General features: G+C 59.2%; 20 protein-coding genes and 3 tRNA genes. 13 read left to right on the forward strand and 10 right to left on the reverse strand.

Translation table 11 applies throughout. The features are described from left to right. Positions 1–128: 128 nt before the first annotated feature. The 3 genes from J8C06_RS02860 to J8C06_RS02870 form a co-directional block, all read right to left on the reverse strand. Complete coding sequence (locus J8C06_RS02860; RefSeq protein ID WP_211429288.1) at positions 129–824, reverse strand: DUF1361 domain-containing protein; 696 nt, start codon at positions 822–824, stop codon at positions 129–131. Beyond that, positions 821–2074 carry a beta-ketoacyl-ACP synthase II gene (gene fabF, locus J8C06_RS02865; protein WP_211429289.1) on the reverse strand — a complete coding sequence of 418 codons (1254 nt, stop codon included), beginning with the start codon at positions 2072–2074 and terminating at the stop codon, positions 821–823. Before fabF ends, J8C06_RS02860 begins: the two co-directional genes overlap by 4 nt. 180 nt (positions 2075–2254) lie before the next feature. After that, entirely contained in the window at positions 2255–2821 is a 567-nt protein-coding gene (locus J8C06_RS02870; RefSeq protein ID WP_211429290.1) for a DJ-1 family glyoxalase III, read from the reverse strand. A 128-nt stretch (positions 2822–2949) separates the two neighbouring features. Here J8C06_RS02870 and nth point away from each other — a divergent pair, with 128 nt between their 5' ends. Further along, entirely contained in the window at positions 2950–3627 is a 678-nt protein-coding gene (nth, locus tag J8C06_RS02875; protein ID WP_211429291.1) for an endonuclease III, read from the forward strand. A gap of 21 nt (positions 3628–3648) precedes the next feature. Here nth and J8C06_RS02880 read toward each other — a convergent pair whose 3' ends face one another. The 3 genes from J8C06_RS02880 to J8C06_RS02890 are packed head-to-tail and all read right to left on the reverse strand — an operon-like array spanning position 3649 to position 8844. Beyond that, positions 3649–4836, reverse strand: a complete 1188-nt coding sequence (locus J8C06_RS02880) for a hypothetical protein (protein ID WP_211429292.1) — start codon at positions 4834–4836, stop codon at positions 3649–3651. Then, positions 4833–7148, reverse strand: coding sequence for an OPT family oligopeptide transporter (locus J8C06_RS02885; protein WP_211429293.1), 2316 nt, complete (start codon positions 7146–7148; stop codon positions 4833–4835). Before J8C06_RS02885 ends, J8C06_RS02880 begins: the two co-directional genes overlap by 4 nt. Positions 7149–7176: 28 nt before the next feature. After that, entirely contained in the window at positions 7177–8844 is a 1668-nt protein-coding gene (locus J8C06_RS02890) for a M20/M25/M40 family metallo-hydrolase (protein WP_211429294.1), read from the reverse strand. A 185-nt stretch (positions 8845–9029) separates the two neighbouring features. On the opposite strand from J8C06_RS02890, the gene J8C06_RS02895 reads away from it, so the two are divergent. The 8 genes from J8C06_RS02895 to J8C06_RS02930 all read left to right on the forward strand — a co-directional run bounded on the left by J8C06_RS02895 (position 9030) and on the right by J8C06_RS02930 (position 17901). Beyond that, the gene (locus J8C06_RS02895; protein WP_211429295.1) at positions 9030–10835 is read left to right on the forward strand and encodes a protein kinase domain-containing protein; all 1806 of its coding nucleotides are present in this window, start codon (positions 9030–9032) and stop codon (positions 10833–10835) included. 163 nt (positions 10836–10998) lie between these two features. Then, positions 10999–12408: a SpoVR family protein gene (locus J8C06_RS02900; protein WP_211429296.1), complete on the forward strand. Its 1410-nt coding sequence runs from the start codon at positions 10999–11001 to the stop codon at positions 12406–12408. Positions 12409–12461: 53 nt separating this feature from the next. Continuing rightward, complete coding sequence (thiC, locus tag J8C06_RS02905; RefSeq protein ID WP_455423709.1) at positions 12462–13889, forward strand: phosphomethylpyrimidine synthase ThiC; 1428 nt, start codon at positions 12462–12464, stop codon at positions 13887–13889. Between the two features lie 168 nt (positions 13890–14057). Next, positions 14058–14132 (forward strand) — tRNA-Val (locus J8C06_RS02910). Between the two features lie 55 nt (positions 14133–14187). Beyond that, positions 14188–14264, forward strand: a tRNA-Asp gene (locus J8C06_RS02915). A gap of 78 nt (positions 14265–14342) precedes the next feature. Beyond that, positions 14343–14819, forward strand: a complete 477-nt coding sequence (gene moaC, locus J8C06_RS02920; protein ID WP_211429297.1) for a cyclic pyranopterin monophosphate synthase MoaC — start codon at positions 14343–14345, stop codon at positions 14817–14819. Positions 14820–14822: 3 nt separating this feature from the next. Then, on the forward strand, positions 14823–15668 hold the full coding sequence (locus tag J8C06_RS02925) for a CheR family methyltransferase (RefSeq protein ID WP_211429298.1): 846 nt from the start codon (positions 14823–14825) through the stop codon (positions 15666–15668). A 46-nt stretch (positions 15669–15714) separates the two neighbouring features. Further along, positions 15715–17901 (forward strand): peptidylprolyl isomerase, encoded by a 2187-nt coding sequence (locus J8C06_RS02930; protein WP_211429299.1) that lies wholly within the window; start codon positions 15715–15717, stop codon positions 17899–17901. A 103-nt stretch (positions 17902–18004) separates the two neighbouring features. On the opposite strand, the gene J8C06_RS02935 is transcribed toward J8C06_RS02930, so the two are convergent. Next, positions 18005–18080 (reverse strand) — tRNA-Thr (locus J8C06_RS02935). A gap of 160 nt (positions 18081–18240) precedes the next feature. Between J8C06_RS02935 and J8C06_RS02940 the strand changes: the two genes are divergently transcribed. Then, entirely contained in the window at positions 18241–18528 is a 288-nt protein-coding gene (locus tag J8C06_RS02940; RefSeq protein ID WP_211429300.1) for a hypothetical protein, read from the forward strand. Between the two features lie 12 nt (positions 18529–18540). On the opposite strand, the gene J8C06_RS02945 is transcribed toward J8C06_RS02940, so the two are convergent. After that, entirely contained in the window at positions 18541–19497 is a 957-nt protein-coding gene (locus J8C06_RS02945) for a MauE/DoxX family redox-associated membrane protein (RefSeq protein WP_211429301.1), read from the reverse strand. After that, positions 19494–20081: a ubiquitin-conjugating enzyme E2 gene (locus J8C06_RS02950; protein WP_211429302.1), complete on the reverse strand. Its 588-nt coding sequence runs from the start codon at positions 20079–20081 to the stop codon at positions 19494–19496. Before J8C06_RS02950 ends, J8C06_RS02945 begins: the two co-directional genes overlap by 4 nt. A 110-nt stretch (positions 20082–20191) precedes the next feature. Between J8C06_RS02950 and ubiE the strand changes: the two genes are divergently transcribed. The 3 genes from ubiE to J8C06_RS02965 all read left to right on the forward strand — a co-directional run bounded on the left by ubiE (position 20192) and on the right by J8C06_RS02965 (position 22109). Beyond that, on the forward strand, positions 20192–20926 hold the full coding sequence (gene ubiE, locus J8C06_RS02955; RefSeq protein WP_211429303.1) for a bifunctional demethylmenaquinone methyltransferase/2-methoxy-6-polyprenyl-1,4-benzoquinol methylase UbiE: 735 nt from the start codon (positions 20192–20194) through the stop codon (positions 20924–20926). 156 nt (positions 20927–21082) lie between these two features. After that, the gene (locus J8C06_RS15390; RefSeq protein ID WP_211429304.1) at positions 21083–21412 is read left to right on the forward strand and encodes a DUF4405 domain-containing protein; all 330 of its coding nucleotides are present in this window, start codon (positions 21083–21085) and stop codon (positions 21410–21412) included. Positions 21413–21611: 199 nt separating this feature from the next. Further along, a complete protein-coding gene (locus J8C06_RS02965; protein ID WP_211429305.1) occupies positions 21612–22109 on the forward strand; it encodes a Uma2 family endonuclease in 498 nt (165 codons plus the stop codon). A 314-nt stretch (positions 22110–22423) separates the two neighbouring features. On the opposite strand, the gene purH is transcribed toward J8C06_RS02965, so the two are convergent. After that, positions 22424–24007, reverse strand: a complete 1584-nt coding sequence (gene purH / locus J8C06_RS02970; protein WP_211429306.1) for a bifunctional phosphoribosylaminoimidazolecarboxamide formyltransferase/IMP cyclohydrolase — start codon at positions 24005–24007, stop codon at positions 22424–22426. Positions 24008–24157 lie beyond the last annotated feature (150 nt).

A 24157-nucleotide genomic window follows, 5' to 3' on the forward strand; every position in this document is an offset into this window, starting at 1 on the left:
ATAGCGAAAAATACAAGCCTGTCAAGCCACGTCCTGGCGCCACTACCGCCGGACAGAGGTTGCCTTGGTGCGGTCTTGACGAGATATGCCGTGCGGCTGGCGAGGTTGATGGCAGGGGCGTGCCGGCCTCAGTGTTTTCTGGTCTGGCCAAGTCCCAGCGGCCGCCCATGCGCCCACCAGATGCCGTACGTCACAAATAACAGGCCGGCAAAGCCAAGCGTCATGGCAATCGCTCGCGCGGCACTCTGTGGCGTGGTGAGCTGAATGGCGACATCCGTCAGCAAAGCCACCGGACGCTGAACGACATCCCAGCTATTCCACCGTCCGAAGCGGCCCAAGTAAACTCCAAAACCAGCCAGGGGGCAGATCAGAATGGTCACGGTCCAGCCGATGAGGGCCGAAAACTGAGCTTCCACCCACTCGTGGACGAGTTGCAAAGACGCTAATCCCATCCCGAGTGCCGCCATGGCGAACGAGGCCAGCAACAGCACGTCAAACCAGAGTGGGGCGCGTCCGTACGGCGACAGGTGGATGAGGTCCGTTACCACGTAGGGAGCATTGGGGAAGAAGACGAGCCATCCAAGCAACACCACCAGTCCCAGCGGGCGCTGGTGAATACGTGACAACCACAGGGCCAGCCCAAGCGGCACGACGGCCAGAAAGAGATTCCAGGCTAAAAAAGCGTAGTGCAGGTTGTTGGTCAAGCGCCACCGCAGGCACAGCAGCCCAAGACACCACAACGTGGCAAATCCAAGCGCCGCCAGCGTAAGTGGTAACCTAGCTCGGTTGTCGCGCCCTGTCGGAAGAAGTGGTTCAGAATTCATTCAACCCGCTTGAAGAGGAGCCCACCGTTGGTTCCACCAAACCCGGCCGCGTTGGAAAGCACGTACCTAAGCTCGGCCGGGCGCGGCTCATTTGGCGTATAGTCAAGGTCACATTCCGGGTCTGGCGTCTCATAGTTGATGGTCGGCGGAATCATTTGGCGGGCAACCGCCAGGGCGCTGTAGCAGGCCTCGATGCCGCCCGCCGCCCCCAGGGTATGTCCGGTCATGGATTTGGTCGAACTGACGGCCAACCGGTACGCATGGTCTCCAAACGCTCGCTTGATGGCCACGGTTTCAAACTTATCGTTATACGGCGTCGAAGTCCCATGGGCATTGATGTAGTCCACTTGGTCTGGCGTCACGCCCGCATCCTGGAGCGTGGCGAGCATCATCCGGTACATGCCATCCCCTTCCGGGGCTGGCGCGGTGATGTGGTAGGCGTCGCCGCTCAGGCCGTACCCGACCAGTTCGGCGTAGATTGACGCGCCGCGTGCCAGGGCCTGCTCATACGCTTCAAGCACCATGACACCAGCCCCTTCGCCCAACAGAAAGCCATCTCGCTGGGCGTCGAACGGCCGCGAGGCGCGTTGTGGGTCATCGTTGCGCGTGGACATCGCCTTGGCGGCTGAGAAGCCGCCTACTCCCATTGGGGTAATCGCGCCTTCGGTGCCCCCGCATACCATGACTTCAGCTTCGCCGCGCTGGATAATCCGGAAGGCTTCGCCAATGGCGTGAACGCCAGCGGCGCAGGCCGTCGCGGTTGCGCCCAGGGGGCCCTGCAGGCCGTGGCGAATCGAGATGTGACCGGCCGCCATGTTGACGAGAAAACTGATCATGAAGTACGGCGAAATATGGCGTGGGCCTTCATCGAGAATCCGCGCGTTTTCCCGTTCAATGACGTTGAAGCCGCCAATGCCGCTACTGACATAGACGCCGCACCGCTGGCGATCGAGCCGAGTGAAATCAAGCTGGCTGTCGGCCAGGGCTTCTTCAGCCGCTGCCACGGCATAGTGGATGTAAGGGGCGGTGCGCTTGACTTCACGGGCGTCAAAGTACTGACGCGGGTCGAAGTTCTTGACTTCCGCCGCAAAGCGGACCTCATACCCGGTGGCGTCAAAATGCGTGATGGGTCCGGCACCGGAGCGCCCAGCCATCAGCGACTGCCAATTGTCCTCGCGGGTGTTGCCGATGGGGGTAACCAGGCCAATGCCTGTCACCACCACACGTTTCTTTTGGGGGAGTGGATTCATGTTCGCTGACCTGATGACAGCCTTCCGGCATCCGGGATTGAGGAAGTCTCCCGACATAGGTCTTGGCGACCTAACGCCAGCAGAGCCAGTTTGCGGGACGCACTCTGGTATCAACGGCTCTGCTTGAGCTTCCGCCCTTCAGGGCAAAGGCCAACTAATAAACCAGAGAAAAACGTTGTTTCAAGCCGTCGGTGGCCCGACGAGCATGGCCGCGGCTAGTTTCTGAGCTGCTGTTTCATCCACCAGTTGAGCCACGAGCGCCAGGGCAAACTCGAATGCCGTGCCGGGACTGCGACTGGTGACCGTACGACCATCTGTGACGACGCGCTCCTCGACATACGTGCCACCGGCGTCTGACAATCGCTCACGAACGCTTGGATGCGAAGTGAAGCGCTTTTCGCGCAACATACCAAACGCCGCCAGCGCCAGCGGCGCGGCGCAGATGGCCGCCGTCCAGCCGCCTTGTTCGGCCGTCCGCTGAACAAGCGCCGCCACTCGCGTATCATCACGCAGGTTGGTCGCGCCAGGCAGCCCACCGGGGAGAACCACCGCGTCAAAATGGTCATTCAGCACTTGGTCCAGGGTCGTATCGGCCACGACCGGAATGCAGTGGGAGCCGGTGACGGTCAGTGCTGGCGTCAGTGAAGCCGTGACCACGGCGATGTCGGCGCGGCGGAGAACGTCCACGACGATAACCGCTTCCATTTCCTCGAAACCTTCCGCGAGGGGAACCAAGACCTTCGGCATGACACGATGTACTGTGAAGCGTGTTGAAATAGACCGTGACATATATTCACGTCTGGAAAGATAGCGGTATGCTGGTGGCAAATACTCCCCACCGTCAAGTGGTTTCCTACACTTGAGTAGGCCAACCAATGCCCAAACCAACAGGTCATACGGTGAACGAACTAAATCTTGCGTCCCAGCGCCGGCGAATGCGGACGGTCATCGGGCGCTTACGCCGGGCCTACCCGGATGCCCGCTGCTCGCTCAACTACACGACGCCGCTTGAACTGCTGGTGGCGACAATCCTTTCTGCCCAGTGCACAGATGAACGGGTCAATCTCGTCACGAGAGAACTCTTTCAGAAGTACCGTACGGCGGCAGATTACGCCAACGCTGACCTTGAAGCGTTGCAGTCCGACATCCGCCCAACCGGCTTTTACCGAAACAAAGCCAAGGCCCTGCAAGGCATGGGACGCCAGCTCGTTGAGCGCTTTGGCGGCGAGGTTCCGCGCGCGATGGACGATTTGCTTGCGTTACCGGGCGTTGCCCGGAAAACAGCGAATGTCGTTCTGGGCAATGCTTTTGGACGAGCGCCGGGCGTGGTGGTGGATACCCATGTGACGCGGCTTTCCGCGCGACTAGGTTTTTCAACCGCGCCGACGCCTGAAAAGATCGAGCGTGACCTGATGGCAATTGTGCCGGAGCGGCACTACGTCATGTTGCCGCACTGGTTGATCTTTCACGGGCGGGCAGTCTGCCGCGCGCGCAGTCCCCGCTGCCAAGATTGCGTTTTGGCCGACCTGTGTCCATCGGCGGGCGCGGTCTAAACCCGAATGGTTGGGTTGGCCTCACCGTCGTTCCCGCTGGCGCTGGCGCCAATAGATGACCCCACCCCCAAGGATGAGCAGTAATGCTTCACCTGGGATGATGGCCGGCTGCTCACGGACGACGATATTGGCTGGCGGGCGAATCGTTGCCTGCGTCGTGGCTGGGACGATGACCGGATTGGTCTGAAACAGCCGCTGGTCGCGTTCGGTGTGAAAGAAGGTCGTCAGAAAGGTATCGCCGGTTGGTTGAAATTCGGGCTGCGTCGGAGCCAGCACGCGCTTCATCCAGTCAGCCGCCGGAATCCGGTCAGCAAATGGCGCGGCGGCCGGATCGAACAACACTGCGCCATCCGCGCGCACTTCCTTTCGCTCATCGGCAACGATGAACACCTTGAAGTTTCGGTATTGCGGTCCGTCCGTAAGCGCCGGGATGGGCGCTGGGCAAACCAGCGGCACGACTGGCTGATCCGTGGTGAAGGATACCGCAAAGGGTTGAATGGAAGCTTGCTCGTCGTAGCCAAGCGAAACGTCAGGCACATCCGTGCGCGCCGTCACGACGACCCAGGTGGCTTTCTGAGCGAAGTATGGCTTTGCCCAGGCCAGAAATGGCTCGGAGAGCCGAAGCGGCTTGTCTGGTTTTGGCGGCTTGGTGGGGTCAAATGGTATTTCGTCAGGGTCACGCGATACGGCTCGCTGCAGGGCCTTTTCGACTTCTTCCTGCGTACCGCGGGGAAAGGTTTCAATCCCGGCTTCAACCACCCGCCGCGCCACAACGACCTGACCCGGTTGCGGCTTGGGAAGCTCACTTGGTTTGACGACGGGCTTTGGCTTGAGCCACTCCCACGACCAAAAGGCTAGTTTCCACCGCAGCTTGGTTTCGATGATGGTGGGCGCGAGGTATTCACTCAAACGCAGAAAAATCTGCGGCCCGGCCGCCGCCAACTGCACCTCACCGGGGAAGGGCATGGCCCAGGCGAAGCGGTCTCCCCGAAAGCGGATGGTTGGTTCAAAAATGACGGTCTCCCGCTTCGTCGCCGGGTCGTAGTAGATCAGCAGCCGGTCTTCGGCGTAGTTGAACGGTGCTTCATCACGTGTCACCACACCTGCCGCATTCGCTTGATAAGCGGTGAGACCATACCCTAACCAAAGTCCACCGATGCCAATGACCACAATGGCCAGGATTCGCCAAACAAACGAGAGATTGCTCATGATTTCGTTCCGACTGAAGACCACCGCGCAATTTGATAAAGCCCAATCCCCAGAAGAAGGAAGACGGCCACGGCCCACAGGTCGGCGAACGCGCCACGTTCGATTGCCGGCCAATGCTCGGCGATGTTGAGCTTGGCCAGCGCGTCTCCGGCAACGACGGTCAAGGCAGCCAAAAGGAGTCCACCAATCGAGCCGCCGGCAATCAACCCGGAGCTGAACAAGACACCACTCCCGGCTTCCGCCTCGGCCTCTGAGGCTGCGCCACCGGTTCGGCGGTCAACCAACCAACGGATGAATCCCCCGGCAAAAATCGCGGCGGAGGTTGAAAATGGCAAATACAGCCCGACGGCAAAGGGCAACGCCGCCACCCCGCACAACTCCATCGTGATTGAAATGAACATTCCTAAAAGGACCAAGCCCCACGGCAGCTTTTGGGTCAAGATACCGTCAATGATGAGCTTCATCAGACTGGCCTTTGGAGCCGAATAGGGCAGGTCGCGTTTGTCAAGCCGGTAGTGGGCTTGGCCGGCGCCGTCCACGAGGTACGAGACAACCAGCCCGTCAGGTTGGGTGACCTTCACAACTTGGTAGGGCTGATCGTCAAGCCCGCGCAACGTTTCACCGGTCGCTGCCCCCGCGACAGGCCCCTGGGTCTCGACGAGCTTTTGCGTCTCGACGCCGCCGACGCCGGGATCAATCACGAACCGTATCTGTCCGGCGTCGTTGATCAGGTAACGCCCCGGCAACAGCCCAGCAATCGGTTCGGTGACGTTGTGAACCCGATAGGTCTGGCCAGCCAGCGTGATCGTTCGATTTTCCGTCGTGGATGCCGTGTAGCCCGGCGCTTCCTTGGGGAAGTAGATGGTGTTGGAATCGTTGAGAAACGATAGGACCCAACCAATCGCCAGCGCCGATGTCGTGACCCCGATGACGAGTCCGATTTGCTGTCGTTGGGGTGTTGCTCCCACCAGGAAACCGGTTTTCAGGTCCTGTGAGGTTGCTCCGCCAATCGCGGCCGCGATGCACACCACCGCGCCGACCGACAACGCCACGACCCGCGCCTCGATGCCAACCTTGCCGATGACGAGAAAAATCAGGCACGTGAGCAAAATCGTGGCGACGGTCATGCCCGAAATCGGGTTGGACGACGAACCAATTTCACCGGTGATGCGCGATGACACCGTAACGAAGAAAAAACCAAACGCAATGATCATCCCCGCTGCCAGCACGCTAAACCCCAGTTCGGCCGCCGTGAAGTAAATGACGGCGCTGAGGATGATCCATAGCAGCCCAGCGCCACCCAGCACGAGGTTCATCGGCAAGTCGCGTTCGGTTCGCGCAACGGTCGTCTCTCCGGCTGCCTTGAAGCCTCCGACGCCAGCGCGGAAGGCTGCCAAAATCATCGGCAGTGAACGGATCAAGCTGATGACACCACCAGTCGCTACGGCCCCGGCCCCGATGTAAAGCACAAAGTTGGTCCGCACCTCGCTTGGCGTCATGCCGTTGATGAGCTTGGTCGCCGGAAACAGGGGTTCGGTGAGTCCGCTGCCAAAAAAGACAATCGTGGGGATGATGACCAAGTACGACATGGCCCCGCCGGCCAGCATGATCCCGGCCACGCGCGGCCCGATGATATAACCCACCCCCATCAATTCCGGGGAAACTTCGGCGCTGACGGTCGCGCCCGGCAGTACCTTGCCCAGCGCTTTTTCGGGGTACTCTTTCCACAGGTGCAGCCCCGACATCAGGAACTTGTACAGCAACGCCAGCCCAAAGCCACCAAAGACGAGCTTGGCCTGGCTGCCGCCTTTTTCACCCACAATGAGCACTTCGGCGCAGGCCGTGCCCTCCGGGTACGTCAACTTGCCGTGTTCCTTGACGATGAGCGCCCGTCGCAACGGAATCATCAGGAGCACGCCGAGCCAGCCGCCAGTGAGTGCCGTGAGCGTGGTGCGCGACAGATCGAGCGAGTAGCCCATCAGAAGCAGCGCCGGCACGGTAAAGACAACACCCGCCGCGACCGATTCCCCGGCCGAGCCAACTGTTTGCGTCATGTTGTTTTCAAGAATGGAACTTTTGCCCAGCGCCCGGAAAATCGTGATAGATAGCACGGCAATTGGAATCGAAGCCGAAACTGTCAGTCCGACCTTGAGCGCCAGATAAACTGACGAAGCCCCAAAGATGATACCTAGGATGACACCAACCAGCACACTGCGAAGCGTAAATTCCGGCAGGATGGCTTCACTGGTGACGAAGGGTTTGAAGGTTGTCTCCGTCGTCGTGTTTGTTGACACATCGAGTCGCGCTGCCATGAGCGAATGGTTGCTCCCTTTGGGATGATTAAGTCTTCTTGCGCTGAAACGCTTCACCCGGCAGCCAGTCGGGCATCGCTGGGTCGTCAGCGATGGTGGCCACAATCAGTAAAGCAAACTGGGCGTGTTGAGCTGCGCCCTGAAAGTCCCAGTCATCTTGAATGACATCCGTCGGTTGGTGATAGTCGCGCCGCACATACGTGTCGAACCGCTGTTTACCCCAGCCTTCGGGCTTGCCTTCAACCTCGACGCCAAAGTTGAGCGAAAGGCAGGGCACGCCGGCCTTGGCAAAGCAAAAGTGATCCGAACGGAAAAAAGACCCGTTTTGCGGGAAGGGATCGGGCTTCATCACCAAGCCTTCGAGTTTGGCCAAGGCGTCAATCGTTTTGCCCAGCGTCGAGCGTTCGGCTCCAAGCGGGACGAAATCGCGCGTGCGCCCAAAGACGTTGACTTCATCGAGGTTGATATTGGCGGCGGTCTTTTCGAGCGGAATGAGCGGACGTTCGCAGTAATACTGTGCTCCGAGCAAGCCTTGCTCTTCGGCGGTGACGGCCAGAAACAACACCGACCGCCGTGGACGCCACGGCGATTTGGCCAGCGCTTCCGCCATGGCCAGCAGCGCCGCGACGCCCGAAGCGTTATCCAACGCGCCGTGATAAATGAGCTTTTGTCCGGTCGGGGCGTCTTCCTTGACGCCAAAGTGGTCGTAGTGGGCTGTGACCACGACGCATTCATCGCGGAGCTGGGGATCGCGTCCCGGTAACCAGCCGACGACATTGGGGGATTCGAGCGTGGAAACCTCGCTTTTCAGGTCGAGCGAAAGCGTGACATCGAGCGATACCGGACGAAAATCACGCCGCTCGGCTTGTTCGATGAGCATCGCCAGGTTCTTGCCGGTGAGTTTGGCGACGCGAACCGCCGCGTCGTCGGTAATCCACGATTTGAGCGCCACGACTGGTGGTGAATTGGCATCCCGAACCAACTCTGACCGCACCCCGGTGTTTGAGCTTTGCACCACCTGCCACGGATAGGTCGCGCTTTCGGTGGTGTGAATGAGCAGCACCCCCCGCGCGCCCTGGCGGGCCGCCTCCTCGTACTTGTACGTCCACCGCCCATAGTAGGTCAGCGTCCGCCCCTGAAAAATGTTTGGGTTGCGCAGTCCGGGATCGTTGACGAGCAGCATGACGATTTTGCCGCGCACATCCACGTCCTTGTAGTCATTCCAATCATATTCCGGCGCGACAATGCCATAACCGGCAAAGATCACCGGAACATCGTCGAGTTTGACTTCCGGGACGCACTCGCCGGATTGCGCCGTGAATTCCGAACCGTAGGCCAACTGGACGGCTTGTCCCTGGTTGGTCCGTAACGTCATCACGGTCGGTTGGGCGCGCAAGTTCGTGATCGGGACGTTTTGAAAATACGAGCCGTGACGTGGTTCCAGCCCGTAGGCTTGAAATTGGGTAGCAATGTACTTGGCCGCCAGCAGTCCACCACGCGCGCCGGGTGCGCGTCCCTCGAACAGGTCATCGGAAAGGAGTTCGGTATGGGCGCGAAGGGCAGCCGGTTGAATCCGGGCGAGCGCGGCCCGTAGCTCATCCGAGACCGCGACTTGTGGGTTGGCAGCCTGTGCGCCAATCTGGATGACCAACCAGAGCAGCCACCAGCCCACAACGCCCAAACGAAGCGTTCTCATCACTGCGTTGACCTCATAGAAACCAAAAGCTTTGTGCGATTTGACGAATGGTACTGTGTGGCGTCATTCTCATCGCGCCACCGTTGGATTTCAACCGCGAAAAACACGCGCTACACTAAAAAGCCCTATCGTTTGGCACTTATTCTTATTTGTTATGGGATTGCGCTGGTTTTTCTGGAGACGCGATGCAGCCTGGTGATGCCCTTGGACCCTATACGCTGGTTCGCTTGCTGGGGCGTGGCGCATTTGGTCAGGTCTGGCTCGCGGAGCGGCGGACGGCGCTGGCCGTGACCCGGGTTGCCCTCAAGACGCCGCTCACGGATGACGTCGATCTTGATGCCATTCGCAAAGAGGCCGCCGTGTGGGCCCAGGCCAGTGGGCATCCGAACGTGCTGCCCATCATCGAGGCTGACATCTACGATGGGCGGGTGGTCATCGTGAGCGAATATGCCCCGGATGGCTCGCTGGTGGATTGGTTGGCGCGCAAGGGCGGCGTTGTGACGCTACCCGAAGCTGCCCGCATGCTGGATGGTATTTTGGCGGGGTTGGAGCACCTCCATGCCCGCCAGATCGTGCACCGTGACCTCAAGCCGGCCAATGTGCTGTTGCAAGGTGAAACCCCACGCCTGGCCGATTTTGGCATCGCCCGCGTCATTCGCGTGACTTCGCACACCGGACTCATTGCCGGTACGCCATCATACATGCCACCCGAAGCTTTTGATGGCGTGCGAACCGAGTCGGGCGACCTCTGGGCCGCCGGCGTGCTTTTCCAACAACTCCTCACCGGGGGACTCCCCTTTCCACAAACCGACTTGACGGCATTGATGGCGGCGATTGTCGCCCGCGAACCGGTCCCGCTGCCACCGGCGTTCCCGTCAGCCGTACACCGTTTTCTGGCAACTGCCCTGTGTAAAGACCCTCGCCAGCGATTTGCCTCAGCGACCATCATGCGCCAGGCGCTGGCCCGGCTGACCACGCACCCAGCGTCGGTTGCGCCGCCGGAACGGGTTGCGCCGGCGACTGTGCTGCACCGCCCGGCCACGGATGGCCAAGCTGTGGTTTCCACGTCCGCGCCGACGGCACTTCAGCCGCCGGCGAGCGTCCCTCCCGTTGGCATGGCGTTCGCGCCAACGGCGGATACCCTGCCATTGCCGCCAGCCCAAGCCGTTGATCACCCGCCATCTGAAGCGCGGGGCACCGGTGGTTGGTGGTGGGTCGCGGCTGGTATCGCCGTGACCCTGGTGCTTGGCGCGACGTTGTTTTTGGCGCTGCTCATCTATTTTCAAGGCGCGGCATCACGGCCCCCGTCCACCGGGACATCGCCGGTCGCTCCGGTCGGCAAGCCATCCGACCCGCCACTGCCGCAATCGCCGCCCGCATCTTCTGAGGTGCCGGATGCCCCGTCAGACCTGCCGGTGTCGCGCGCGCCCGGTTCAGAGGGCATCTACGTGATTGGTTTTTCAGCGAAAACGCCGGGAGCGGCCGAAGCCAAGCGAGCTGACTATGCCAAGGCCGGCCTTCAGCCCTTTGTCGTGAAGACAGATGAATGGACAAACTTTGAGCCGGGTTTTTACATCGTGGCCCTGGGGATTTACGGCACTGAGGCCGAAGCCCAGTCCGCGGTCGCTGTCATTCGTCAAAAAGGCATCAGCGTCTATACCAAGGCGTCGGGCCCGCCGCGCCAACCAGAAGATGGAACCGCCACGCCTGAAGACCTGCCCGGTGATTTTCCTGAAGCTTCCCTTCGTGACCTCACCACCGAGGACTTGGCTGACCTGACCCTCGATGAGTTGCGTCTGATGCGGAGCGAAATCCTGGCCCGCCATGGCTATCGCTTTGCCGAACCTGAACTTGCCGAGCATTTCCAGGCGCAGCCATGGTACCGTCCCACAAGCGATGATGTGGATGCCAAGCTGACGCCGGTTGAACGCCGCAACATCGAGCGTATTCGGCGCGCCGAAAAAAATGCCGAACGCGCCCCGCAGGACTAAGCAAGCCGGACTGAAGGAAACGACAGCGTGGCTGGCTTATTGAGCTACGCGGCACAACCGGCTATCGTCAGATGCCCCACCTGCGCAAGGCTGGTTATGTGGCGAGCGGCGTCCGTCCTGCGTATGGCCTGCACCAACTGCTGTTGAGCGAGGTGTTCTTGCCGTGGATAAAGAAATCACTGCTCTTGAAAAAGCACTTGAACGCATCTGGGAGATTGCCCGTGGATTCGGACTTGATCCGTTTCCTGTGAACTTTGAGATCGTTCCGGCAACGGTGATGTATGAAATTGGCTCCTATGCACTGCCGGGGCGTTTCTCCCACTGGACGTTCGGCAAGGCCTATCACCGGATGAAAACCATGTATGACTTTGGGCTGTCGCGCATTTACGAAGTCGTCATCAATACCAATCCGGCCTATGGGTTCTTGCTCGAAACCAACTCGCCGTTGCAGAACAAGTTGGTTATGGCGCATGTGCTCGGTCACGTGGATTTCTTCAAAAACAACGCCTACTTTGCCCACACCAACCGCCGGATGGTGGATGAAGTCAACCTGCATGCCGCGCGTATCGAGGAATACGAGTTCAAGTATGGGCGCAAGACCGTCGAGGCGTTTCTCGATGCGGTGCTCTCGATAGAGGAGCACATTGACCCGAACTTTCTCATCCGCAAGGAGCGTGACTTGCCGCCGCCGGAGAAGAAGGCGAAAACCGGCAAAGAAAATCCGTTTGAAGACATTTTGCGGCTGGGTGAGCCGTCGTCGAGCGCATCGGCTGAATCACCGAAACGTCAGCCTGGTGATCCGGTGTACCCGGAAAAGGACTTGGTGTGGTTCATTGCGACCTACTCGCCAACGCTCGAAGCCTGGCAGCGCGACGTGATGACGATGATTCACGCTGAAATGCTCTACTTCGTACCCCAGATGCAGACCAAAATCATGAACGAGGGCTGGGCGAGTTACTGGCACTCGCGCATCATGCGTGAACTGTGTGACGGGACGGACGAGTTCGTTGAATTTGCCGAACTGCACGCTTCGGTTGTCTCGCCGCACAAAGGGCAACTCAATCCATACTATCTGGGCTACAAAATCTTTGAAGACATTGAGCAGCGCTGGGATCACCCAACGGCGGAAGAACGCGAAATCTATGGGCGCACTGGCGGACAGGGGCGCGAAAAAATTTTTGAAGTCCGGGAAGTGGATAACGATGTGTCCTTCCTGCGCAACTATCTAACCGAGGCGCTGGTCGAGGAACTGGACCTTTATGTTTATGAGCTTGTGGACGACGAAGAGTGGACCATCACCGAAAAGCGTTGGGAGCGCGTCCGAAACCAGCTTGTGACCAACATGACCAACTTTGGCTTTCCCTACATCGAGGTGACGGATGGCGATTACAACCGCAACCGCGAGTTGTATCTGACCCATCGCTTTGACGGCGCGGAGCTGGATTTGAAGTACGCGCGCAAGGTGCTGGAATACGTTTACAGCCTGTGGGGACGGCCGGTACACCTTGAAACGCGCGCGGATAATGAATCGCTCGTCCTGCACTATGATGGAAGCAGCCACAGTGAAGACTAGGGCGCGACCGGTGCCCGCGCGCGGCAAAGCCACGTCCACAGGCAGGAATGCCTATGTTACTTTTGCCCGATGCCCACGCGCGGCACAAACCACGACTTCAGGTTACGTATCAGGAGGACAACACCGTGCGCGGTGAATACCAGACGCTTCGCATGCTTGCCCTGGAAGGCAAGATTACCGAGGAAATGATCGCTGTTGCCGAGGATGAGCGGCTCGACCCGGAATATATCCGGCAGGGGCTGGCGGACGGCACGATGGTGATTCCAAAAAACATCCGCCACAACTTTCGTCCAATCGGCATCGGCAAGGGACTGCGCACCAAGGTCAATGCCAACATTGGGGCGTCGGGCTATCACCAGTTGGTTGAGGAAGAACTCATCAAGCTCCATACCGCAGTGCAGTATGGGGCAGATAGCGTCATGGACCTTTCAACCGGCACGGACCTGGACCTCATCCGTGAGACACTCATTCAAGAAAGCCCGCTCATGCTCGGCACCGTGCCAATCTATCAGGTTGCCTCGGAGGGTTCGATTCTGAAGATGGACCCGGAAGCGCTCTTTGCCGTCATTGAAAAGCAAGCCCAGCAGGGCGTGGACTATATGACCGTCCACTGCGGGGTGACGAAGGAGACGGTCAAGAAATTACGCAACCACCAACGTATCGAAGGCATTGTCAGTCGGGGCGGCGCGCTGTTGGCGGCGTACATCGAGGCGACCGGCAATGAAAATCCGCTTTACGAACAGTTTGACCGTTTGTGCGACATCTTTGCGCGGTATGATGTGACGTTTTCGCTGGGCGACGGCCTGCGTCCTGGCGCGACGGGCGATGCCAGCGACCGCGGCCAGTTAGCCGAACTGCTTGTGCTGGGCGAACTCGTCGCCCGCGCCCGTGAAAAGGGTTGTCAGGTGATGGTGGAGGGGCCTGGACACGTCCCACTCGATCAGATCGTGGCCAACGTTCAGCTCCAGAAGCGGGTCTGTGACGGCGCGCCGTTTTACGTGCTTGGCCCGCTGACCTGTGATGTCGCGCCAGGCTATGACCATATTACGGGCGCAATTGGCGGAGCGATTGCCGCCGGTGCCGGGACGGACATGCTGTGCTACGTGACGCCGGCCGAACACCTGCGGCTGCCGGATCGTCAGGATGTCATCGAAGGCGTCATCGCCACCCGCATTGCCGCCCACTCTGGCGACTTGGTGAAGGGCGTCAAAGGCGCAAAGGCCTGGAACGACCAGATGTCGCGTTACCGGAAGCAGCTCGATTGGGATGGCATGTTCCGCTTGGCGATGGACCCGGAAAAAGCGCGCCGCTACAAGGAAGAATCGGAAGCCGCCAACGCCAAGGTCTGCTCGATGTGCGGTAGCTTGTGCTCAATCAACATAGACAACGCGGCTATCGAGAAATTTTCCAGGGAAAAACCGGACACATCAGAGAAGGTTCTCGCGGCGCGTCCGGCGGTTGCGGCCGTTGCCGGAGACTGAATTGTGGAGCGAGACGGCAGGCTTGGTTTCGGAGGAACAAGCGAGTGGTAGCGCTTCCCAGTCAAGCCTGGACCGGCTCGTTTTCAAGTTTGTTTTTGGAGAAAAGGCGCTTGACAGGCAGTGACTTGCCGCCTACTCTGAGCGTTCCCCGACGACGGGTGCGGTCACGGGCGGTTAGCTCAGTGGTAGAGCATCGGTCTTACAAACCGGGGGTCACTGGTTCGAGCCCAGTACCGCCCACCACGTCGTATCGCGGACAGGCGCGTAAGACGTGAGCGTTTGGGGAGTTATGGTTTGCGGAGTTGTAGCTCAGTTGGTTAGAGCGCCGGCCTGTCACGTCGGAGGTCGCGGGTTCGAGCCCCGTCAGCTCCGCCACATGTTTTCAGGGGAAAAGCCGTTCTTCAGTTCGGGAGAGCGGCTTTTTCGCTTCTAACTGTTTGATCAGGCTGTTCCATGCCGCTCAGTCACGTTGACGAAGCTGGTCGTCTTGCGATGGTGGATGTCAGCGCCAAGCCGCCGACTGACCGAACCGCTACGGCTTCGGGAATCGTCCATATGCAGCCAGCCACCATTGCTGCCATCCGCGCCCGGACGACACCAAAAGGTGATCCCCTCGAGACGGCCCGCTTGGCTGGCATTCTGGCCGCCAAGCAGACCGACCGGCTGATTCCGCTCTGTCATACCCTGCCACTCGCGCACGTCAACGTTGAGCTGGCGCTTGAGACTGACCACATCGCCATCACGGCCACCGCGCGCGCTCACGCCAGCACTGGGGTCGAAATGGAGGCGCTGACGGCGGTCAGTGTCGCCGCGCTGACGCTCTTTGACATGTGCAAGGCGGTTGACCGTACGATGCGGATTACAGACATTCAAGTGCAGTCGAAAACCGGTGGAAAATCAGATTGGAACGCACCGCCCAACGAGGCCTGAGCCATGCCGGTCAAAAAGCGTAACCTGGCCAATCCACACTTGCCCCAGCTCGAAGCGGCCCTTGCCAACGTTTATGGCTGGGCCGCGAATATGTCGTTGCGGACGGCGCTGCAAGCGGTTGTCACCGATAAGTCGCGGCGCTTGCTGTTCGATGAGATGACCTACTGCCGCGTCGCGGCACAGTCGCCGGGTGAGCTGCACTCCGTTGCCGAAGAAATCGCGCTTGGCGAAACCAGCTTTTTCCGCGAACCTGAGCAGTTTCGTGCGCTGTGGCGAATGGCGCTTCCCGATCTCATTGAAAAACGCGCTGGCGTGAAGCGCCTGCGGCTGTGGAGTGCCGGTTGCTCGACTGGGGAAGAGCCGTTCTCACTTGCCATGATCTTGGAAGACTTGTTAGGCGACGCGGCCGACTGGCGGATTGAAATTCTGGCCGTGGACTTGCGTAGCAAGGCGCTTCTACAAGCCAGCCAGGGACGGTATCATCCGCTCCAGATGCGCAATCTCGATCCGACCTTGCGTGAACGGTTTTTCCACGGTGTTTACGCGCCAGACGCTCCGCCCGGTGAGCTTGACCGGCGGCTGCGGCGCAACATTCGCCTCCGCCACGCCAATCTCTACGATCCGCACCTGTGGCAACATCTACCGGGTCCGTTTGATGTCATTGTGTGCAGCAATGTGCTCACACACATGCACTACACCGCGATTCAGCAGACGACGGCCCGGATTCAGCAGGCGCTCTTGCCCGGCGGCTATTTGCTTGTGGGGAGTACCGAGGCCGGACTGGTCAGCCAACCGCGCCTCCGGGCTGTACAAACCTTGCCGAGCGGATTTTTCCAGCGTTGCGCATAAGGGGCGGGTAGCGCATCGCCCCGTGATCGCGCTACAAACGTTGGGCATGATGAATCGTCGGCATTTTTTGTACTTATGCTGTTTAGCGTCAGGACTCTGGCTTGACGCGCCCGCGCAGCGTCGTCGCCCCAGCACGCCGCCCGTGCTGGGGCGGGCCAACTCGGCGCAACGGGCCTTTGCGCGGCTACTCCAGCTTGAAGACCAGCGATATTACCAGGAGGAAGCGTTCATAGACTTTCTTGGTTCCGCCAACGCGCGGGTGCGGCGGCGGGCCTGCTTGGCGCTGGGGCGGATTGGCGATAGCCAAGCCTATCGCCTGTTGCTGGAGCGGCTCTACGATGATGGCAACGCTCGTGTGCGGAGCGCCGCTGCCTTTGCCCTGGGTGAACTCGAAATCACCGAACCGCTGGAAGACCTGCGACGCACGCTCCTGCGCGAAGCTGAAGTGCGGCCGGTGCGGGGACGCTGCGCCGAAGCGTTGGGTAAAATTGTTGCCGCCAATGCCAAAACACTCGATGCCGACACCGTCCAGAACATGCTCGCCGCCGTGCTGGCGGCTCTTCCGCAACCGACCGAAGCCATCCCGGCTGACAGCGAACTGGAAACGTTCACGGGGCTGTGCCTGACGGCCGTAATGCGGATGCGCCAGGCGACCAGCCTGCCAACGCTCGTCAAGCAGTTGGCGTCGCCAAATGCGGCCATTCGCTTCCACGCGGCAAATGCGCTGGCACGGCTAAGCGATTTGCCTGAAGCTCAGCCGGCGCTCACCGGTGTGAGTGAGAAGCTGTTGCTTCACTTTCAAGCCGAGGAAACATCGGTTGTCCAGGCCGCGCTGGCGCGAACGCTGGGCCTGTTGGGAGACGCTGAAGCCACCCGCGCCTTGCTGAACCAATTGGTTTCGGAAGACGCTACCGTTCGGATTGCCGTTATCCGGGGGCTGGCCGCCACGCGCGTTCCAGAGGAAGTCATCCCCCCGCTTGTGAAGCAGTTGGAAGCCGACCTGTCCGCTTATGTCGCCGTTGCCGAGCCTGACCGTCCGACGTGGTCAGGTCTCCCCCAGCTACTTACCTTAGCGGAAACGCTTGGCCGCTTGAAGGCGACGGCCGCTCAGTCGCAACTGGAGCGTTTGCGGACGTTGCCAACTGGGCGACTGGGCGCAAACCCGGAGGTTGAAGTCGCGCTGGCCCGGCTTGGCGCCGACGCCTTCTTCGGATCCGATGTGGAGTTCCCTTTGCTCCCGCCAGGTGATGATTGGCGCGCGCAGGCAAACTACTTTGCCGGTTTATCGGTTCTACCCTTAGATGAGCCACGCCGTCGCCATATCCTGGAGCAGTTTTTGGCGCAGGGTGATTTGGACGGCCGGGCACGGACGGCATTACTGGCAGCCGTGCCGAAAACGGTTGCGTGGGTTGCCGTTTGGGAAGCCGAGTTACGGCATCCAGATGTCATGGTGAGGTCGGCGGCCGCGACGGCGTTGAGCGCCTTGCCAGCCAAGGACACAACCCGTCAGGCGCTGATTGCCGCCTATGCCGCTGCCAAGGATGACCCACAGAATGACGCTAAGCTGGCCGTGTTGGGCGCGTTGGCCCAGGACACCCACCCGGCTGCCCAGGATTGCCTAGAAGCCGCATTGCGTGATGCCGACTGGCTCGTACGCAAGCAGGTTGGTGAGGCACTGATTCGTCGGCTCACCTCTGCATCGGACGAAGAAGCCTATCAGTCGCAAGTGGAGGCGATTCGTCGCCGAATCGGGATTTGCCGCGTGAACCGCGCCGAGGCGTTTTACGGCCGGCTCATCCGCCAGTACGCGCGCCATCCCCGCGCCATCGTCACGACAACCAAAGGCGATCTGACGCTAGAGCTGTTTTCCGAAGACGCTCCGCTGACGGTTGAAAACTTCATCACGCTTGCCGAGCGTGGTTTTTTCAATGGGCTGACATTTCATCGGGTTGTGCCAAATTTTGTTGTCCAAGGTGGCGATCCACGAGGTGATGGCGATGGCGGACCAGGCTATCAAATCCGCTGTGAGATCAACGAACGTCCATACCTTCGAGGTAGCGTTGGCATGGCCCTTTCGGGGAAGGACACCGGGGGCAGCCAGTGGTTTATCTGCCACCTCCCACAGCCACACTTGGACGGTGGCTATACCTGCTTCGCCCAAGTGGTTGAGGGCTTGGAGACACTTGACCGGCTTGTGCGTCAGGATCGGATCCTGGAAATCCGCGTTGTGTAGCGAGCACACCCATCCAGAAGCCACGATGCACGGGCTAGCCGAGGAGAACCGCCCTGGCTGGCGGGTGCAGGCGCTGGAATAGAACTCAACGTGAAGCGGTGTGTGGAGCCGACTGCCGGACTTGAACCGGCGACCTACTGATTACGAATCAGTCGCTCTACCGACTGAGCTAAGTCGGCCCATTCGAGATGACAAGCAACGATGGTAGCACGCTTGTCAAGTCACTGATGACAGACTCATGAGCCTTGGTCAATCGGGCGGGCGTTGCACAGTGGGTTTTTGGCCTTTACACTGCACTACCGCAGGGCTAGCGAAACCTGGGCCACGGAGGGCAACGGCATGGAGACGAAGCCAACCATTGAAACGGTATTGGAACGGATGGCTGAACAGACGGCGATACTACAAGCCCTAGCAGCGGAAGTCGCCGGACTGAAGACGGAAGTTGCCGGACTGAAGACGGAAGTCGCCGGACTGAAGACTTGGGTTCAGGAACTTGATACCCGTGCTCGGCGGATCGAAAACCGCGTCAACGTCCTTGGCCAAGACGTGCTTGACGTGCGCGCTTACCTCCAGCGGATCGACATGAGGCTCGACACTGAAGTCGCCAGCATCAAAGTTGCCGGGTAGCCACACCAGGCATCACTTTCTGGCGCGGACCCGACGCACTTCCTCCGGCGTTGGGGGATCGATATTCCACGTCGCCAGAACCTTTCCGTTGCGCAGCAACACCAGCCGGGGCGTATCGCCATCCGCGAGCAGGCGCTTGAAGTCGTCCTTGGAAATTTCACCTAACTCAAACTTGGCGCTAAACCGCTGGACAAAAAACTTGCGGCGCCAATCTTCATTCGAGCAAAGCGCCACGAAGGTTGGAAAATCCTTCAGTCCGACATAGGCATTGAGCTTAGGAACGCTCTCCTGGCAGTGGGTACACTCGGTGTCGATCAGGGCCACGAGCCGCTCGCCGGCTGCCACACTGATCGTCGTTCCAGAGACTTTGACACTCGACCAGTTGTCTCCGCCCAGCGGAAAACCAAACGCCAGCGGCGTCAACAACCCAACCGCTGCGCATAACGCAACGACCACCCCGCGCCAGCGGGTTCGCTCGGCGTGGGGTGGTGTATTCGACCGCCAGACAAGCCATCCGGCGACCAGCGTTACAGTCAACATCACCATATCCTCCACGATGGCTTCCTTGGGGCTGCGTTTGAACTGCGACCCAAAGCAGCCACAATCTTCAACTGGAATCCCGGCCACGACGACCCAACCCAAAGCTCCGAGAAATACCAGCGTTAGCAACCCGGCCCCAATCAGCGCCCACCGCAGACGATAGCCAATGATGAGCGCACCGCCGAGTGTGCACTCCACCACGAGCAGTCCCCAGGCCGTTACCGTTTGAAGCCGTCCACTGGGTACGAGTTGGAAGCTGGCAACTTGCCGCGCGAAGTCAAAGGGCTCAAGTGCCTTGGTGACACCAGCAAAAAGCCAGACAACGCCAAGCAGCACAGCTAGGAACCAGCCGACATAGGCGCGGCGGGGCAGCGTCGTGGCGGTAGCCAGCGGCGATTGGGTAGTTGGGTGAGTTTGTTCGTCAGTCATGAGCGAATTTGAAAGCGATGGCCAGGTTGTGCGCGGTCGCCAGTTGGGTTGTTGGTCGTGCGCGGCGGTATGACACGCTTAACCACAAAGGTGTGGGTCGGCTTGTCACCGGGGAGCGGCAACTGCGTTTGATCGCAGGGAAACAAGGTCGGGTTGGCATAGAACCAGTCAGCGGCCTTGTAGTTGGCAATGCTGTGGGGATCGATCAGTTGTGGGTCAAACTGAAACAACCGCGCCAGCTTGATCACGAATGAAGCCAGCCCTTCGCGGAAATCCCACTGTCCGATGCAAATTTTCCCGTCTGGCCACACGTGGGGATGAAAGATTGGTGTCATGCCATGCATCATCACTGTCGGTTTCTCAAAGGGGTGATTCGGTGACAGGAGGATCCGAATCTGGTGCTCGTCGCGGGTTGTGTTGGGTCCGATATAGCTGCGTACCCGAAAAGTCACAATGTAATCCGTCGCCGGAAAATCATTGTTTTGCCAATGAACGTATTCACCCCGAATGGTGCGCATCTCCTCGTAGTCGGCCGCAAGTCGGGCGCGACGAACATCATCAGGCGTCGCCATGAGAACCGTCATCCCCCATTCCCCTGGAATCCTAGCATTAGTAAAGTAAGGCTGATTGTAGCCCGGACTGGGTCAATCAAAAAATCAATAGCGACGACCCCCCAGTCTGCGCTGCGTGCATTATGGAAAGTCCCATCGTTTTTCAAGGTTCAGAAAAAGCGCAACGTATCCAAGCGATGTTTGCTGGTATTGCGCCGACATACGACCAGCTCAATCACTGGCTATCACTCAACATTGATAAACGCTGGCGACGCGCGGCCGTTCAAGAAGTTGCCGATGCCTTGGCTCGTCCTGGCGCACAAGCTCTCGATGTATGTTGTGGCACAGCCGACTTGGCTATCGAGCTTGGTCGGCTCGTGCCAACCGTTGGGGTGGACTTCTGCCAACCCATGCTCAAGCGTGGGATGGAAAAAGTCCGCCAGAGTGGTCATCCGGTGACGTTGCTGGCAGGTGATGCGCTGGCACTCCCCTTTGCCGATGCAAGTTTTGACGCCGTTACGGTTGCTTTTGGCATCCGTAACGTCGTGGACTTAGACGGTGCGCTAGCCGAAATGCACCGTGTTCTGAAGCCAGGTGGCAAGGTGGCTATTCTAGAGTTCTCCCACCCGGTTGTTCCGGGCCTCAAACAGTTGTTCGGATTGTACTTCACCCAGATTTTGCCACGCATTGGCAATGCCATCTCAGGGTCGGGCTATGCGTACTCATACTTGCCGGAGTCGGTGCAGCACTTTCCAAGTCAGTCCGCGCTGGCTGCGCATATGAGACAGGCTGGCTTTGAGAATGTACGGTGGCGCAATTTGTCCGGTGGGATTGCGGCGTTGCACACTGGGCTGAAACCAGTGGTTGCCTGTTCGTAGGCCTGTTCGTAGTCCGACCTGGTTGCCACGTTGCGTCAAATCCATTGTCTTTGCCGGTGTCCCTCTTGGTGAGAGATTGAGTTGCTACAGCCGATGAGATGCACGTAGGTTGGGGATACAGGGTCAACCAACATTCGGATTCCCCAGGCGGCAGCGGTGAAAAACGCAGTCAATCAAATACTCAACTTTGCTCTGTATAGCCTTTTCTGCCTGATGGTCGGAACAGGCTGTATTTTAGAGTTTCGGCTACCTCCGCGGAGTGGAGGTCGGCAGGTTTTGGGCTTGAGCCGCCATGAGTGGTCAGATATCCATGCCTGGATTTCATTTGGTTTTATACTCCTAATCATTGTTCACCTGATTGTTCATAGAGTGTGGTTGGTAAAAATTGCCTCGTCTAATCAGACCTGGCGCTTATGGGTGGGTTTATCCTTTGGTCTGTTCATGATTTTGTTTCTTTTGCTCTATCCAGTGACGGGTTCACCGTAAGGATACTAGGTGGCGCTCACCTGGGCATTATCTGTCTTTTGATCGTTGGGTTGAAAAGGTTGGTTATTTGCCATCTGTTCACCTAGCATACTTGTGCGCGGCAATTGCCAGTGCTGGCGGATGGCTTGCTCCCCAGCCGGGACGTGGATTGTAACGTTGCGGAAATCAGCTGAAATTCAGTGAGCCTGGGAGATGATGGATGGCAGCTTTACAAAAACCGATTTCGGGTGACTACACCATCGAGGAATATCTGGCACTCGAAGCGGCTTCCGACCGGCGGCATGAATTCTGGTACGGCGAAATTTTCGCCCTGTCAGGCGGTACCCGCGCCCACGCGCGTATCGGAACCAATGTCGTGGGCGAGTGCTATCGCCAGCTTCTGGACAAGGAATATCGCCCGATTTCGGAAAACGGGGCGGTCAAGAACACGCTCGCGCCGCGGCCCGACTGGCCATTGTTTGTTTATCCTGATGCGACAGTGGTGTGCGACGAGCCAGTGTATGAGTCGATCAAGGGCATTGATGTACTGGTCAACCCGACGCTGGTCGTCGAGGTGATTTCACCGACCAGCGCGGTTCGGGACATAGGCGACAAATTCACCATCTACACGTCAAATCCCGCGATTCGGCATTACCTTTTGATTGAAAGCGAGACGGTTCGGGTAACGCACTGGTTTCGTAACGACTCTGGAACGTAGTCAAAGAAGTTCAGGCTGACCAGGACGACGTCATCCAGATTGAGCGTCCGCCGCTGGCACTTTCGCTTCGCCGGTGGTATGCCTGAAGGTTTTTCCTTTGTTGGGTGACTTTGTATGCGTCAAACCATGGATCAAGTCGTTGAAGCGGACTGAGGCTTGCCCCCGACCCAAGGCGCACCTGCCACGCCCTCACGGGCGTGGCGAAAAGCTTCGTCCTGGCGCGCGGAGAATGTCAGTTCTTCTATCCATGTATCCAGGAGCCTTATTCAGACACGCTTGAGAAAAACCTAGCGGAGCTAAACGTCTCTGGTCGGTTAATGCCGGAAATGGCGCATGCCGGTTAGCACCAATGCCATGCCGTGCTCGTCAGCGGCTGCAATAACCTCCTCGTCCCGAATCGAACCGCCTGGCTGAATCACAGCCCGAACCCCATGCCGCGCCGCTTCATCCAACCCATCCCGGAAGGGAAAAAACGCATCGGATGCAACGACTGCCCCGGCCAGTGGTAATGTGGCTTTCAGGGCGCCCAGTTTGACGGCATCTACCCGGCTCATCTGGCCTGCCCCAACCCCGATGAGTTGGCCCTGCCGGGCGTACACAATCGCGTTTGACTTGACGTGCTTGCAGACTGTCCAAGCAAATGTCAGATCACGCCACTCATCCTCTGAAGGCGACCGCCGGGTGACAACCCGCATCTCGGCTGGCGACGCCAGCCGAGTATCCGCCGATTGCAGCAGGAATCCCCCGGAGATCGTTCGCAGGTTGATGCCGTCTCCCTTGTGCGCGGCCACCACCAGCAATCGCAAGTTCTTCTTGGCGGCAAGTACCTTTTGCGCCGCATCGTCAAAGCCAGGCGCAATGACGACTTCCAAGAAAATTTCTGAAAGCTCCGTTGCCGTCCCCGCGTCAACGGGCTGATTGAAGGCCACGATACCACCAAAGGCGGCTGTCGGATCGGTTGCCCGCGCCAAGCGAAACGCCTCGAGCGGAACCGCCGCCAATCCCACGCCACACGGGTTGGTGTGCTTGACAATGACGCATGCCGCAGCTTCTCGAAACTCACAGGCAAGCCCCCACGCTGCGTCGGCGTCAAGCAGATTGTTGAACGAAAGCTCTTTGCCTTGTAGCTGGCGGGCCGCTGCCACGCCATCGGTCGCGCCTTCGTCCGTAACGTACAAAGCTGCCGCCTGGTGCGGATTTTCACCGTACCGCAGCGGCTGTCGGCGCGTCAGCGTCAGGGAAAGACGTGGGGGGAATGGTTCACTTGGCTGGGTGACGATGCGCCCAGTGGTTTGTTCAAAGTCCGTGCGGTTGGCGAAAAAGTCAGCAATCATGGCGTCGTAGCGCGCCGTATGCGCAAAGGCCTTGCAAGCCAGGCGGTAACGGGTGTCAGCCGTGATCCCGCCGGCGTTGTTGAGTTCAGCCAGGATCAAGTCGTAATCTGCCGGGTCCGTGACCACGGCGACGTGCTGAAAGTTTTTAGCCGCTGCGCGAATGAGGGATGGCCCGCCAATGTCGATGTTTTCAATGGCCTCCTCGATGGTCACGTCCGGGCGGGCAATGGCGTCGGCGAACGGGTAAAGATTCACCACGACCAGATCAAAACAGTCGAGGTCGTGCAGGGCGAGTTGTTGTAGGTGTTCCGGCAGGTCACGCCGCGCCAAAATGCCAGCATGAATGCGTGGGTGGAGGGTTTTGACCCGCCCATCGAGCATTTCCGGGAATCCTGTCACCGAAGCGACATCGCGGACAGCAAGTCCAGCGGCGGTCAATGCCTGTGCCGTACCGCCGGTTGAAACGAGTTCAACTTGGTGGGACTGAAGCACACGGGCAAAATCAATGAGTCCAGTTTTATTGGAAACGCTCAACAAAGCGCGGGAAAGCGAAGTCGTCGTCATAGAAGTTCAAATGTCAGGCTCGTCACAGGTGGGGACTGGCATCGCCAGGGACGTCGCCAGAGATAATCACCAGGAACGGAAGCAAAGCTTCTGACTGGGAAGGGGAGATACGATAGCAAAATCCGCCCCCTCTTGTCTTTCGCCTAGTAT

This window comes from Chloracidobacterium validum (assembly GCF_018304825.1).
Lineage (GTDB): Bacteria > Acidobacteriota > Blastocatellia > Chloracidobacteriales > Chloracidobacteriaceae > Chloracidobacterium > Chloracidobacterium validum.

What these genes read in the sequence shown, in the direction of transcription:
- moaC (WP_211429297.1), top strand. Translation starts at nt 14,343, where the DNA reads ATGCCGCTCAGTCACGTTGACGAAGCTGGTCGTCTTGCGATGGTGGAT.
- J8C06_RS02880 (WP_211429292.1), bottom strand. Translation starts at nt 4,836, where the DNA reads ATGAGCAATCTCTCGTTTGTTTGGCGAATCCTGGCCATTGTGGTCATT.
- J8C06_RS02945 (WP_211429301.1), bottom strand. Translation starts at nt 19,497, where the DNA reads ATGACTGACGAACAAACTCACCCAACTACCCAATCGCCGCTGGCTACC.
- fabF (WP_211429289.1), bottom strand. Translation starts at nt 2,074, where the DNA reads ATGAATCCACTCCCCCAAAAGAAACGTGTGGTGGTGACAGGCATTGGC.
- J8C06_RS02930 (WP_211429299.1), top strand. Translation starts at nt 15,715, where the DNA reads ATGATGAATCGTCGGCATTTTTTGTACTTATGCTGTTTAGCGTCAGGA.
- J8C06_RS02885 (WP_211429293.1), bottom strand. Translation starts at nt 7,148, where the DNA reads ATGGCAGCGCGACTCGATGTGTCAACAAACACGACGACGGAGACAACC.
- J8C06_RS02925 (WP_211429298.1), top strand. Translation starts at nt 14,823, where the DNA reads ATGCCGGTCAAAAAGCGTAACCTGGCCAATCCACACTTGCCCCAGCTC.
- J8C06_RS02950 (WP_211429302.1), bottom strand. Translation starts at nt 20,081, where the DNA reads ATGACGGTTCTCATGGCGACGCCTGATGATGTTCGTCGCGCCCGACTT.
- J8C06_RS02940 (WP_211429300.1), top strand. Translation starts at nt 18,241, where the DNA reads ATGGAGACGAAGCCAACCATTGAAACGGTATTGGAACGGATGGCTGAA.
- J8C06_RS02870 (WP_211429290.1), bottom strand. Translation starts at nt 2,821, where the DNA reads ATGCCGAAGGTCTTGGTTCCCCTCGCGGAAGGTTTCGAGGAAATGGAA.
- J8C06_RS02860 (WP_211429288.1), bottom strand. Translation starts at nt 824, where the DNA reads ATGAATTCTGAACCACTTCTTCCGACAGGGCGCGACAACCGAGCTAGG.
- nth (WP_211429291.1), top strand. Translation starts at nt 2,950, where the DNA reads ATGCCCAAACCAACAGGTCATACGGTGAACGAACTAAATCTTGCGTCC.
- J8C06_RS02965 (WP_211429305.1), top strand. Translation starts at nt 21,612, where the DNA reads ATGGCAGCTTTACAAAAACCGATTTCGGGTGACTACACCATCGAGGAA.
- J8C06_RS02890 (WP_211429294.1), bottom strand. Translation starts at nt 8,844, where the DNA reads ATGAGAACGCTTCGTTTGGGCGTTGTGGGCTGGTGGCTGCTCTGGTTG.
- thiC (WP_455423709.1), top strand. Translation starts at nt 12,462, where the DNA reads ATGTTACTTTTGCCCGATGCCCACGCGCGGCACAAACCACGACTTCAG.
- J8C06_RS02895 (WP_211429295.1), top strand. Translation starts at nt 9,030, where the DNA reads ATGCAGCCTGGTGATGCCCTTGGACCCTATACGCTGGTTCGCTTGCTG.
- purH (WP_211429306.1), bottom strand. Translation starts at nt 24,007, where the DNA reads ATGACGACGACTTCGCTTTCCCGCGCTTTGTTGAGCGTTTCCAATAAA.
- ubiE (WP_211429303.1), top strand. Translation starts at nt 20,192, where the DNA reads ATGGAAAGTCCCATCGTTTTTCAAGGTTCAGAAAAAGCGCAACGTATC.